Raw genomic sequence first — 12882 nt, 5'->3', positions numbered from 1 at the left:
GATGGCGGTGAGTCACACCCGGAGTCGGGCAAACGCCCATAAGTGGGCTATAACCCTAGAGGGGACAATGTTGGAAGCAACGTCTATGAGTGTGCTGACTAAAACACTTCGGGTCGTCCAGGCCAATGAGCGCAAGGGCTCACGCAAGCCAGCGTTCAACATGCTGCGCTGGTACTCGCTGATCAGCCTCGCAGTGATCGGCACAGTCGCGGCAGTACTGGGCGCCGTTTCGACCCAGTTCGTGATTGCCGAGAGCGTCCACCGCGATGGGTTGCTGACCTCCCAGTTTATCCAGGCGATTGCCTCGGCCGAGGTTCGCCATGTATCCATCCCCAATGTCAGAACCATGGGTGAGTTGCTCGATCCGCGCCAGGACAAGGACTTCCCCGACGTCGACCCCAAGGCACGCGCCAGCGCCCGAGGTGAATTCCTGGATCATATCGAGCACTTGCCGGACGTGATCCTTGCCAACATCTATGCCCCTGACCGCACCGTCATCTGGTCAACCAACCCGGAGCTGATCGGCACCACGATCCACGCCGACGAAGACCTGGACCTGGCCTTCAACTCCAAGACGCCCGTGTCGGCCAGGTATCACAATGTCGATGAAGCCCGTATGGAACAGAAGTTCTTAGTCCCGCCGAAATACGTCTTTATCGAAAACTACATTCCGTTGTTCGATGCCGATGGCGACAAGGTCACGGCGATGGTCGAGATCTACAAGGAGCCCAGCGACCTGATCGACCGCATGGTCCGGGGATTGCTGCTGATCTGGCTGGCCACTGCCGTGGGCGGAGGGCTGATTTACCTGGGCCTGTACTGGATCGTACGCCGGGCCGCCATGCTGCTTGAGGCACAGCAGAAACAGCTGGTGACCAACGAAACGTTTGTCGCCCTGGGGGAAATGTCCTCGGCGGTTGCCCACAGTCTGCGCAATCCGTTGGCGACCATACGTTCCAGCGCCGAGCTGGCGCTGGAGTTCGACGGTGGCGCCGCCCACAAGAACATAAACGACATCGTGCTGCAGGTTGACCGGATGTCCAAGTGGGTTCGCGAATTGCTGCAGTCCCTGCGCCCGCTCAGCGGTGAACCCGAACCGGTGAATCTGGTGGCGGCGTTGTATGAAAGCCTGGTGGCTTTCGAGCAGCAGATAGCCAAGGCCTCGATCCGGGTTGAATTCGAGCCGCACTCCACACCGCTGGTGCTTAGCCAGCAGCTGCAGTTGAACCAGATTCTCAACAGTGTGTTGTCCAACGCTCTGGACGCGATGGACAAGGGTGGAACCTTGACCATTTTGCTGGTTTCAAACGATGCCGGCAGCGTGAGCGTGGTGTTGAGTGACAACGGCAGAGGCATGAACGAGGAGCAGCGCAGTATGGCGTTCCGTCCGTTTTTCACTACCAAGCAAGGCGGGCTTGGGGTGGGGCTGGTGCTGGTCAAGCGGACCATGGAGCGTTACGGCGGCTCGGCAAGCCTGCAAAGTTCAAAGGGCGAGGGGACGTGTGTGCACCTCACTTTCAAGTTAATACCCCAGTAAACGGGTGTGAATTTTCCCCATTAGCGGGTGCATCCCCGGATGGATGCACTCGATTCTTTAAATGATATGTGAGCAAGCAATTGTTTTTAATGATTTTATTTTATTTGTAAGTAATTGTTTAAAATTGGCCGACTCCTTGCACCGTCCCCATTACCCCCTTTATGACTTCGAGGCGGCTGGTGATGGACATAAAATCGCGATTCCCTTCCAAGTGGCTCGGTGTGCTTGCTCCGCTGAGCGTTCTACTGACCATGATCATGGGCATCACGCCTCTGCATGCCAGCCCCATTGACGACGAGCGACAGCCCGAACCGTCAGACCCATCCGCTTTTGTAGATGAACCGGCGGATGAGCAGGCAGCGTTGAATGCCATCCTGACCATGCCGGAAGCCAACCAGGACTCCTTCGACCTGCCCAATGGGGTCAAGGGCACCCGCGCAACCGAGCGTCAGGAGAACGCCTTGCCGCCCGCGCAGCAGACCAGCTTCAATTACCCCACCAACGGCAAACCCAGCCCGTTGTTCGGGGCCCAGCCGTTTACCCAGCAGTTGGTACTGTTCGAAGAGTTCGGTCCGGAAAAACTGGACCCCACGACACCGGCAGCGCCCCTGGGATTTCCGCCCGCGGCGATTGGCCCGCTGCCGCAACAGGATCCCGCCAGCGTGGCACGCAGTGCGCCACCCGGTGCGGCCCTCGACGCCTTCCTGCGCCAACCGGGGCTGACCCCGTTTCCAAGCCAGTTTTCCAATGTCGTGGATCGCAATCCGTGGCAGGCGCAGATCGAGTTCTTTCTCAACCGGCGAATAGGTTCGTCTGCAGAAGGGCGTCCGCCAGGAAAGGGCTGGTCCCATCAGCGCTGGAACGAGTTTTACCCGCAACTGGCCTACAAGACAGTGCAGACCGGGGCGCGTGTCAACGGCGGCCTGCGGGACAGTCGGCAGATGCACGGCTATGCGCTGGGCGAGTTCGGCCCCGGCGGCCTGTACCACAACGTGGCGGGCGTACCGGCCACCGATGGCACAGCCAAAGGCGTTGATGCACGCTTTCACCCGAGCATGCCGGTGCAGAACCACAACTCGGTGTGGACCTTCGACGGCACCTTGCCACCGAAGCTGTTGATGGTGCGCTACGGTCAGCCGGTGCTGATGCGGCACTACAACGGCTTGCCGATCGACCCGTCGGCCAACATGGGCTTTGGCCTGCATACCATCAGCACCCACGAACACAACGGGCACGCGCCAGCGGAAAGCGACGGCTATGCCAACGCGTTCTTCTTCCCCGGTCAATATTACGACTATCGCTGGCCGATCCAGCTGGCCGGCTACGACAGCATCAACACCGACGCCCATGATCCTCGGGCCGCGTTCCCGTGTTCGCCCGGTGAAACCCTGTGGACCAACGATATCAAGCCCAGTCGCAAGACCTGCGAAAATGGCACGATCAAGATCCGTGGCGACTGGCGCGAGACCATGAGCACCCATTGGTTCCACGACCACATGCTCGATTTCACCGCGCAGAATGTCTACAAGGGCAACGCGGCCATGATGAACTACTACAGCGCCCTGGACCGTGGCAACGAAGCGGTGAACGACGGCGTCAACCTGCGTTTGCCCAGTGGCAGCGCGCTGGCGTGGGGCAACCGTGACTACGACGTCAACCTGGTACTCGCCGACAAGGCCTGGGACGCCAATGGTCAGCTGTGGTTCAACCCGTTCAACACCGATGGTTTCATCGGCGACCAGATGCTGGTGAACTGGCAGTGGAAGCCGACGCTCGACGTGCGTGCCCGCAGCTACCGCTTCCGGATCCTCAATGGTTCGGTGTCGCGCTACTTCAAACTGGCCATGGTGCGTGAAATCAAAGGCACCAGCGGCGAGTTCCAGGGGCCAAAAGGCTCTGGTGTCTCTTATGCCCGCGTGCCGTTTCACATGATCGCCAACGACGGCAACATCATGGAGCACAGCGTTCCTTTTGACGGCTCAATGGATCTGGATGCGGACGGCGACAAGCAAAATCACAACGCAATCCTGCCGACCCAGGGCATTGCCGAACGCTTTGACATCATCGTCAATTTTTCAAAAAACGGTATCAAGCCAGGGGACAAGCTGTTCCTGGTCAATCTGCTGGTGCATGACGATGGCAAGGGCCCCAAAGAACCTGTAGCACTGGGCGATGTGCTCTCCGAAAAATACCTGGCGGTGATCAAGCAGTCGAGCAAAGGCCCGCAGTGGGACAAGGGGGATCCGGCGGTGGGCAAGGTGTTGCAGTTCAACGTCAAGGCTTACACCGGCCAGGATTTGGCCATGGACCCCGCCGCTTATGAACCGGCGAAGCCGGGCAAGGCAGAAGGCCTGGTCATGATCCCGCTCAAGCTGCACCGCGACAATGCGGCAGACAAGGCCCTGCTGGCCAAGGCCCGCCACCGGACGTTCATCTTCGGCCGCTCTGACGGCACCGACGAAGCGCCCTGGACGGTCAAGACCGATGGCGGCTTCGGCTACCACATGGACCCACGGCGGCTCAATGCAGCCACCCAGTTGGCCAGTGGCCCCACCGATGCAGGCACTACCGGGTTCGGCACGCTTGAGGTGTGGAACATCAAGGCTGGCGGCAAGGGCTGGAGCCATCCGGTGCATGTGCACTTCGAGGAGGGGATCATTCTCAGCCGGGGCGGCAAGGCGCCACCTGAATGGGAAAAATGGGCCCGCAAGGACGTGTACCGTATCGGCTCGGAAAAGGACGGCCTGGACAGCGTCGAGATGGCGATCAACTTCCGCGAATTTGCCGGCACCTACATGGAGCATTGCCACAACACCCAGCATGAGGACAACTCCATGCTGCTGCGCTGGGACATCGAGAAACCGGGGCAATTCCAGTTGATGCCAACGCCGTTGCCGAGCTGGGACGGGGTGCGCTATGTGAACTCGGCGGCATTGCCTACTTTCCGCAAAGGCGATGGCGTGGGCCCTCAAGTGCAGGTGACCAAATGAGCCTTGGAGGAGCCGACGCAGCCCTCTGCCGCGCACTGCGCATGCACCTGATGTTGCTGGTCACCTGCCTGCTGGGGACCCAGGTGTGTGTGGGCCACGAAGCCGAGCCGGCAGCGGTCAGCGAACAGGTAACGCCCTGGGGCGAAGACTACTTCCCCAACACCCTGCTGACCGACCAGGACGGTCGGCAGGTGCGTTTTTTTGATGACATGATCAAGGGCAAGGTGGTGGTGATCAATTTTATCTTCACCTCGTGCAGTGACTCCTGTCCGCTTGAAACGGCGCGCCTGCGCCAGGTGCAAAAATTGCTGGGTGATCGGGTAGGCCAGGATATTTTCTTCTACTCCATCAGTATCGATCCATTGAGCGATACCCCCCAGGTGCTCAAGGCATACGCGCAACGCTTCAAGGTAGGGCCAGGCTGGCAGTTTCTCACCGGCGAGTTCGACGCGGTCACCGAACTGCGGCACAAGCTCGGGTTGTTCATTGACGGTGTGGACAATGGCCGGACCAAGGATCACAACCTCAGCCTGATCGTGGGCAATCAGCAAACCGGTCGCTGGATGAAGGCTTCGCCCTTTGAAAATCCGTGGATTCTGGCCGATCAGTTGGCCAATACCCTGCAAAACTGGAAGCAGCCCAGCTCCGAAGAAAGCTATGTCGATGCCCCTGAAATTCGTCCCCCAAGCAACGGTGAAGAGCTGTTTCGTACACGTTGTGCCTCGTGCCACAGCCTGGGCATGCAGGACGGGCAAGGTATCGGCATGCGCAGTATCGGGCCTGACCTGATCGGTGTGACACGACAGCGCGACCCGGTCTGGCTGAGTCGCTGGATTCGCGAGCCGGACCGCATGCTGGCGCAGAAGGACCCCGTGGCGCTGGAACTGTTCGAGCGTTACGGCAAGATCCCGATGCCCAACCTGCGGCTGGATGAAAACGCGGCACAGGCCATTATTGGCTTCCTGCAGGAAGAGACGGATCGACAGCAGTCTCTGGCTGCACAAGCGCCGTAGAGGCAAAATAGCATCATTGTATCGCCCGTCTTGAAAATGGGCGCCTACACTGACTCTGAACTCGAATGCAAAGGCTCAGAACAGCAACCGGGGAACACCCATGCAGTTACCCGAAAAAATAGAAGCCGATCCCAATGAGCAACTGTTAAAACGTGGGCAGTTCAACCTCCTGCGCTGGTTTTCGCTGGGCAGCTTTCTGATCATCGCCGCCGTCGCTCTGGGGCTGGGCCATATCTCCACGCGTTTTTTGGTCGAAGAGAGTATTGAACGGGACTCGATCCTGACCGCGCAATTTATCCAGGCCATTGGCGCGGCAGAAATCCGCCATGCCTCGATTACGCCTGGCCGTACCATGGGTGAAATGCTCGACCCGCGCCAGGACAACGCCTATCCGGATGTTCCGCCCGAGACGCGGGCGACTGCGCGCATCGAGTTTCTTGACCATGTGGAGCACTTGCCGGATCTGCTTTTGGCCACGGTTTATGCCCTTGATCGTACGGTGGTGTGGTCAACCAACCCTGAACTGGTGGGCGTGCGTATCGAAAATGATGATGAGCTGGATCAGTCCTTCGAAATGAAGGAAGCGGTATCCACCAGCTATCACCAGATTGACGATGAGCGTCCTGAACAACGGCTGCTGCACGAACCCGATTACCTGTTCGTCGAGAACTACATCCCGATGTTCAACGCCGACAAAAGTCACGTTATCGCCATGGTTGAGATTTATAAGGAACCTACGGATCTGGTCGCGCGCATTCAGCGCGGTTTCAAAAGCATCTGGCTGGCGACGATTCTGGGCGGGCTGGTGATCTACCTGGCGCTGTTCTGGATTGTGCGCCGCGCCGCCCGGTTGCTCGAAAGCCAGCAAAAGCAGCTGATCGCCAACGAAACGTTTGTCGCCCTGGGGGCCATGTCTTCGGCCGTGGCCCACAGCCTTCGCAACCCGCTGGCAAACATCCGCTCAAGCGCCGAACTGTCCCAGGGCCTTGCCAGCCAGAGCGCACAGAAAAACATCGGGGATATCATCAATCAGGTCGACCGCATGTCGCGCTGGGTCCGTGAGCTGCTGGTGTCTTTGCGCCCGGCCACGGAAGAGTCCGAGGCTGTGGATCTGGTGCTGGCGCTCGAAGACACCTTGAGCGCTTTCGAACCCCTGATCCGCAGTTCGAATGTCGAAGTACGGTTCAACGCCCCGGCGTTCGAGCCGGTAGTCAGTCAACAAGTGCTGCTCACGCAAATCCTCAACAGCCTGTTTGCCAATGCCCTGGAGGCCATGCCCAAGGGCGGCGTGCTGACGATCGACATCGAATCCTCGCAGCCGGGGCAATTGAGCATGACCTTGAGCGATACGGGTAAAGGCATGAGCCCTCAGCAGCAACAGATGGTTTTCAAACCGTTTTTTACCACCAAGCAAGGCGGCCTGGGTGTCGGCCTGGCGTTGGTTAAAAGAATCATGGAGCGCTTTGAAGGTTCGGTCGAACTGACCAGCCGAGAGCAGGAAGGAACCCGCGTGCGACTCAACTTTAAAGTGGCAACGGGAGAAGAATATGGAACACAGCATTCTGCTGGTCGAGGATGACGAGCTTTTAGCCGAGAATATTCAGACTTATCTGGAGCGTAAAAACTTCGAGGTGACGATCTGCCATTCGGCTGAAGAGGCGCTGGAAAAAATGACGGCCTTCACCCCGGACGTGGTGTTGACCGACAACTCGCTGCCGGGCATGAGTGGTCATGACCTGATCCAGAAGCTGCGCGACAGCGCGCCGGATGTGAAAGTGATCATGATGACCGGTTACGGTAACGTCGAGGATGCGGTCATTGCGATGAAGGAGGGCGCCTTCCATTACGTCACCAAACCGGTTGCCCTGGCCGAGCTCAAGCTGTTGTTGGACAAGGCCATGGCGACGGACCGCATGGAGCGCACCCTGTCGTTTTACCAGGACCGCGAGGCGCAAAAATCCGGGGTCCAGGCATTGATCGGCGAGTCGGCGCCCATGCAGTATCTCAAGGGCACCATTACCCAGTTACTCGACGCCGAGCGCCGCATGGCCAACACCGACCTGCCGCCGGTACTGGTGGAAGGTGAGACGGGCACAGGCAAGGAGTTGGTGGCGCGGGCGCTGCATTTCGACGGGCCGCGCAGCAAAGGCCCGTTCATTGAATTCAACTGTGCGTCGATTCCGTCCAACCTGGTGGAGTCCGAGCTGTTTGGTCATGAGAAAGGTGCCTTTACCGATGCAAAGGACCGTCGAGTGGGGCTGGTAGAAGCGGCCGATGGCGGTACGCTTTTTCTCGACGAAGTAGGCGAAATGGACCTGCTGCTGCAAGCCAAGCTGCTCAAGTTGCTGGAAGACCGGACCATCCGCCGTGTGGGCTCGGTCAAGGAGCGCAAGGTCGACCTGCGGGTGATCAGCGCCACCAATTGCAACCTGGAACAGATGGTCCAACAGGGTAAATTCCGTCGCGACCTGTTCTTTCGGCTGCGCATCATTTCCATCAAGGTGCCGCGACTGTACAGCCGGGGTCAGGACATTCTGTTGCTGGCGCGGCACTTCCTCGCCAGTCACGGCAAGCGCTACGGCAAGCCGCTGCTGCATTTCAGCCACCAGGCCGAAGAACTGCTGCTCAGTTACAGCTGGCCGGGCAATGTGCGTGAACTGCGCAACATGCTTGAGCAAACGGTGTTGCTGGCCCAGAGCGACACCATTGCTGCGAATCAACTGAACGTGTGCCTGAGCCTGGTGGATGAGCCGCCGATGCAGCACGAGGTGCAGCATCAGGAACCACGCCCGGTGTATAACGGTATGGAGTCGATGAACCTGCCCGAAGTAGAGCGGGACATGGTGCGCAAGATGCTGGACAAGACCGACTGGAACGTCACCAAGTCGGCCCGTCTGCTGGGGCTGAGCCGGGACATGTTGCGCTACCGGATAGAAAAGCTTGGCCTGGAACGCCCGGACAAACGCCAGTGGTGAGTGCAAAGCCGGGCAATACTATCTGTGGCAGCTGACTTGCCTGCGATGCGGGTGCTGCGGTCTGCCAGGCACGTCGCGGTGATGCCATCGCGAGCAAGCCCGCTCCCACAGAGGCGCTGTTTGTTTGGGTGATCGCTGAATCGAGGCCGGGTCATTTCAGGCATTGCGCGCCGGCCCTGGCCACTTGCGCATCATGTTCGGCCTTGACCCCGGACACACCGACGGCACCTATCACGTGCCCATCGACGATGATCGGCACGCCACCTTCCAGGGAGGTCAGCAGAGGTGCTGACAGGAAGGCGTGGCGTCCGCCGTTGACCATTTCCTCATACCCCTTTGACTCGCGCCGACCCAGCGCCGAGGTTCGGGCTTTTTCGGTGGCAATGTAGGCGCTTATGGGCGCACAGCCGTCGAGGCGCTCAAGGGCCAGCGGATGACCGCCGTCGTCGACAATGGCGATGGTGACGGCCCAATTGTTGTTCTGAGCTTCGCTACGGGCCACGGCAAGGATTTTGCTGACTTCTTTTTGGCTCAGTACGGCTTTGGTTTGCATGGAGGCTCTCCTGGTTGGGGCAGTGCGGCTTCGAGCAGTTCGATCCAGTGACGGACCGGGGTTCTGCCTGCACTGTCGAGATGGGACTGACAACCGATATTGGCCGTCACAATAATGTCGGGGTGTCCGCTTTCCAGGGCATTGAGTTTGTTGTCGCGCAGTTGCCGGGACAGTTCAGGCTGGGTCAGCGAATAAGTGCCCGCCGAGCCGCAGCACAGGTGGCTGTCGGGAACCGCCGTCAGGTTGAATCCAAGGCCGGTCAGAAGGGTTTCCACCGCGCCGGTCAGCTTCTGCGCGTGCTGCAAGGTGCAAGGGCAGTGGAACGCCAGACGTTGATCGCTGTGTATGCCGAGCTGTTCCAGCGGCTCGCCGCGCAGTACTTCAACCAGGTCCCTGGCCAGCGCGCTGACCCTGGCCGCCTTGCGGGCATAAACCGGATCGCGGCTGAGCAGGTGGCCATAGTCCTTGATAAAAGCGCCACAACCGCTGGCGGTTTGCACAATGGCCTCGGCACCGTCTTCAATGCCGGGCCACCATGCATCGATGTTGCGGCGAGCGCGATCCAGCCCCGCCGACTGGGCGTCCAGATGATAGTCCACGGCTCCGCAGCAACCGGCTTCCCGGACGGGCATGACGCTGATCCCCAGCCTGTCCAGGACCCTGGCGGCAGCAGCGTTGGTGTTGGGTGACAGGCTGGGCTGCACGCAGCCTTCGAGCATCAGCACGTGTCGGGCATGGCGGCTGGTCGGTCGGGGTTTTGCTGAGGGCACATGGCGGGGCACCTTTGCTTGCAGGGGGGCAGGCAGCCAGGGGCGCAGGACCTGTCCGCTGCTGACCAGCTTTCTGAACAGGCCCGTACTTGGGACAACACTGCGCAGGCCTTCACGCAACAAGCGCTGGCCAAGCGGCCGTGGCACTTGAGCGTCGACCACGGCCCGGCCGATATCCAGCAGGTTGTGGTAATCGACGCCGGAAGGGCAGGTGGTTTCACAATTGCGGCACGACAGGCAGCGGTCCAGATGCTGCTGGGTCTTTTCGGTCGCCTGGTGGCCTTCGAGCACTTGCTTGATCAGGTAAATGCGTCCCCTCGGCCCGTCCAGCTCATCGCCGAGCAACTGGTAGGTCGGGCAGGTGGCGTTACAGAAACCACAGTGCACACAACTGCGCAGGATGCTTTCGGCCTCCAGGGCACGGGGCAGCTGGCGGGCTTTTTCGCTCAGGGTGGTCTGCATGGTTCAACACTCCGCGTACAGGCGACCGGGGTTGAAGATGCCCCGTGGATCGAGTTGTTGTTTCAGCGTGCGGTGGTAGCGCATCAGTACAGCGGGCAGGGGCTGGAACGGGCTGTCGACAAGGCCGTGCCGGTAGCAGGTCGCATGCCCGCCGACTGCTGTCACTGCATGGCGAATGAGCGTTGGATCGGCATCGGACTTGAGCCAGCGTTGTGCGCCGCCCCAATCGATCAGTTGACTGCCGGGCAGGACCAGATTCGGGGTGTTGTTGGGCAAGGACAGTCGCCAGAGGGGCTGGGTTTCATCGAAGAAACTCAGTTGGTGTTCGTTGAGATCGGTCCAGTACGAAGCGTCCAGCCATTCGCCCCCCAGCCGTTCATGGGCCGCCGCCACCGAGCCTTCCCCCCCTTCAAGCCTCACGTGCAGGCGCTGGCCGTCATGGCATGCCGCACTGATCGGCAGCGGTTGCTGGCCCCACTGCGCCAGGCGCAGCAAGGCGCCAGCAGCATCCAGTTCCAGGCTGATACTCAGGCATTGTCGCGGTTTGGGCAGTACCTTGAGCGACACTTCGGTCACAACCCCCAGGGTGCCGTAGCTGCCAGCCATCAAGCGCGACAGGTCGTAGCCGGCGACGTTTTTCATCACTTCGCCACCAAAGCGCAAGTGTTTACCGTGCCCGGTGATGACCCGTGTACCGAGTACGTAGTCCCTGACCGAACCCGACCAGGGCCTGCGGGGGCCCGATAACCCGCTGGCAATCATGCCGCCTACCGTGGCGTCACCGAAGGCGGGGGGCTCGCAGGGCAGCATTTGTCGGGATTGATCCAGAACGTGGGCCAGCTCCGACAGTGGGGTGCCACAGCGGGCCGTGATCACCAGCTCGGTCGGGTCATAGCTGACGATGCCCCGGTGGGATCTTGTGTCGAGCACTTCGCCCGCTACCGGGCGACCCAGGAACATCTTGCTGTTGGAGCCCTGAATACGGAGCGGGGTCGCGTATTGGAGAGCCTGCTCGACCTGTTCCAGCAGGCGGTGACTGTCATCCCTGTCGTGTTCACTGCGCATCAGAAACGCTCCAGTTCAGGGAAAGGCAACTGCCCCATATGAACATGCATGGCGCCAAACTCGGCGCAGCGATGCAGGGTCGGAATATTTTTTCCGGGGTTGAGCAGGCCACCGGGATCGAAGGCCGCCTTGACCGCGTGGAACAGGGTCAGCTCATCACTGTTGAACTGCGCGCACATCTGATTGATTTTTTCGCGACCCACACCGTGCTCGCCGGTAATGCTGCCGCCGACCTTCACGCACAATTCAAGGATCTTGCCACCCAGGGCTTCGGCGCGATCGAGCTCTCCCGGCTGATTGGCATCGAACAAAATCAACGGGTGCATATTGCCGTCACCGGCGTGAAACACGTTGGCTACCCGCAGGTCGTACTCGACCGACAACGCGGCAATGGCTTGCAGCACGCCCGGCAGCTCACGGCGCGGGATGGTGCCGTCCATGCAGTAGTAATCGGGTGAGAGGCGACCCACGGCCGGGAAGGCGTTTTTGCGCCCGGCCCAGAAACGCACCCGTTCAGCTTCGTCTTTTGCCTGGCGCACTTCGGTGGCACCGGCCTGCTCCAGCACAAGGCGTACGCGGTTGCAGTCGTCATGTACATCGGCTTCAACGCCATCGAGTTCGCACAGCAAAATGGCTTCGGCGTCGACGGGGTAGCCTGCCTGGATGAAGTCTTCGGCGGCGCGGATGGCCAGGTTGTCCATCATCTCCAGGCCGCCGGGGATGATACCTGCACCAATGATGTCGCCCACGGCCCGACCCGCTTTCTCCACCGAATCGAATGCTGCCAGCAGTACTTTGGCGGTCTGGGGCTTGGGCAGCAGTTTGACCGTGACCTCGGTGATGACGCCGAGCATGCCTTCGGAGCCGGTAAACAGCGCCAGCAGGTCGAAGCCTGGGGAGTCGAGCGCGTCCGAACCCAGGGTCAGGGGGTCACCTTCTACGGTAAGAATGTCGACCTTGAGCAGGTTGTGTACGGTCAAACCGTACTTGAGACAATGCACGCCACCGGCATTTTCCGCGACGTTGCCGCCGATTGAACAGGCGATTTGCGAGGAGGGATCGGGGGCGTAGTACAGGCCAAACGGTGCTGCCGCCTGGGAAATCGCCAGGTTGCGTACACCCGGCTGCACCCGTGCAGTGCGGGCAGCAGCGTCGATGTGCAGGATCTTGTTGAAACGGGCCATCACCAGCAGCACGCCTTTTTCCAGCGGCAGTGCGCCCCCGGACAAACCGGTGCCGGCCCCGCGTGCGACGACCGGGACACGTAATTCATGGCAGATCTGCAGCACACCCTGCACCTCGTCGAGGTGACGAGGCAGTACCACCAGCAGGGGCGTGGTGCGGTAGGCGGACAGTCCGTCGCACTCGTAGGGCTTGAGTTCTTCACGCTGATGCAGGACTTCAAGGTCCGGCAAACGTGCCTGCAAGGTGTGCAGCAGCAGGGCTAAATCGACGTCGGGCAGGATGCCATCGACGCGTTCATCGTAAAGGATGTTCATGGCGGCTCACGACACTCG

The 12882-nt window shown here is 60.3% G+C and carries 9 protein-coding genes; 5 read left to right on the top strand and 4 right to left on the bottom strand.

Annotated features, from left to right (window positions below):
* The first annotated feature begins 85 nt into the window (after positions 1 to 85).
* The 5 genes from V6P94_RS16685 (at position 86) to V6P94_RS16665 (ending at position 8515) form a co-directional block, all read left to right on the top strand.
* Complete coding sequence (locus V6P94_RS16685; protein ID WP_219261751.1) at positions 86 to 1537, top strand: sensor histidine kinase; 1452 nt, start codon at positions 86 to 88, stop codon at positions 1535 to 1537.
* 182 nt (positions 1538 to 1719) lie between these two features.
* Complete coding sequence (locus V6P94_RS16680; RefSeq protein WP_326397826.1) at positions 1720 to 4527, top strand: multicopper oxidase domain-containing protein; 2808 nt, start codon at positions 1720 to 1722, stop codon at positions 4525 to 4527.
* Positions 4524 to 5540 carry an SCO family protein gene (locus V6P94_RS16675; protein ID WP_326397827.1) on the top strand — a complete coding sequence of 339 codons (1017 nt, stop codon included), beginning with the start codon at positions 4524 to 4526 and terminating at the stop codon, positions 5538 to 5540. Before V6P94_RS16680 ends, V6P94_RS16675 begins: the two co-directional genes overlap by 4 nt.
* A gap of 100 nt (positions 5541 to 5640) precedes the next feature.
* Positions 5641 to 7119, top strand: a complete 1479-nt coding sequence (locus V6P94_RS16670; protein ID WP_219261754.1) for an ATP-binding protein — start codon at positions 5641 to 5643, stop codon at positions 7117 to 7119.
* Positions 7088 to 8515, top strand: coding sequence for a sigma-54 dependent transcriptional regulator (locus tag V6P94_RS16665; protein WP_219261755.1), 1428 nt, complete (start codon positions 7088 to 7090; stop codon positions 8513 to 8515). The genes V6P94_RS16670 and V6P94_RS16665 overlap by 32 nt, the downstream gene beginning before the upstream one ends.
* Before the next feature lie 151 nt (positions 8516 to 8666).
* On the opposite strand, the gene V6P94_RS16660 is transcribed toward V6P94_RS16665, so the two are convergent.
* From V6P94_RS16660 to glcD, 4 genes are read right to left on the bottom strand one after another with little or no spacing between them, the layout of a single operon-like run.
* On the bottom strand, positions 8667 to 9068 hold the full coding sequence (locus V6P94_RS16660) for a heme-binding protein (protein ID WP_219261756.1): 402 nt from the start codon (positions 9066 to 9068) through the stop codon (positions 8667 to 8669).
* Entirely contained in the window at positions 9047 to 10300 is a 1254-nt protein-coding gene (gene glcF / locus V6P94_RS16655; protein ID WP_338647769.1) for a glycolate oxidase subunit GlcF, read from the bottom strand. The genes V6P94_RS16660 and glcF overlap by 22 nt, the downstream gene beginning before the upstream one ends.
* A gap of 3 nt (positions 10301 to 10303) precedes the next feature.
* Positions 10304 to 11365 (bottom strand): glycolate oxidase subunit GlcE, encoded by a 1062-nt coding sequence (glcE, locus tag V6P94_RS16650; protein ID WP_219261758.1) that lies wholly within the window; start codon positions 11363 to 11365, stop codon positions 10304 to 10306.
* Entirely contained in the window at positions 11365 to 12864 is a 1500-nt protein-coding gene (glcD, locus tag V6P94_RS16645; protein WP_338647766.1) for a glycolate oxidase subunit GlcD, read from the bottom strand. Before glcD ends, glcE begins: the two co-directional genes overlap by 1 nt.
* Between the last annotated feature and the right edge of the window lie 18 nt (positions 12865 to 12882).

Origin of the sequence: Pseudomonas sp. ML2-2023-3, from assembly GCF_037055275.1 — a bacterium.
Taxonomy (GTDB): Bacteria; Pseudomonadota; Gammaproteobacteria; order Pseudomonadales; family Pseudomonadaceae; genus Aquipseudomonas.
This window is presented reverse-complemented; position numbering and strand designations above follow the sequence as displayed.

Bases quoted from the DNA above. Each gene is read 5' to 3' on its own strand.
- V6P94_RS16680 (WP_326397826.1), top strand. From the start codon at position 1,720: ATGGACATAAAATCGCGATTCCCTTCCAAGTGGCTCGGTGTGCTTGCT.
- V6P94_RS16660 (WP_219261756.1), bottom strand. From the start codon at position 9,068: ATGCAAACCAAAGCCGTACTGAGCCAAAAAGAAGTCAGCAAAATCCTT.
- glcE (WP_219261758.1), bottom strand. From the start codon at position 11,365: ATGCGCAGTGAACACGACAGGGATGACAGTCACCGCCTGCTGGAACAG.
- glcD (WP_338647766.1), bottom strand. From the start codon at position 12,864: ATGAACATCCTTTACGATGAACGCGTCGATGGCATCCTGCCCGACGTC.
- V6P94_RS16675 (WP_326397827.1), top strand. From the start codon at position 4,524: ATGAGCCTTGGAGGAGCCGACGCAGCCCTCTGCCGCGCACTGCGCATG.
- V6P94_RS16685 (WP_219261751.1), top strand. From the start codon at position 86: ATGAGTGTGCTGACTAAAACACTTCGGGTCGTCCAGGCCAATGAGCGC.
- V6P94_RS16670 (WP_219261754.1), top strand. From the start codon at position 5,641: ATGCAGTTACCCGAAAAAATAGAAGCCGATCCCAATGAGCAACTGTTA.
- V6P94_RS16665 (WP_219261755.1), top strand. From the start codon at position 7,088: ATGGAACACAGCATTCTGCTGGTCGAGGATGACGAGCTTTTAGCCGAG.
- glcF (WP_338647769.1), bottom strand. From the start codon at position 10,300: ATGCAGACCACCCTGAGCGAAAAAGCCCGCCAGCTGCCCCGTGCCCTG.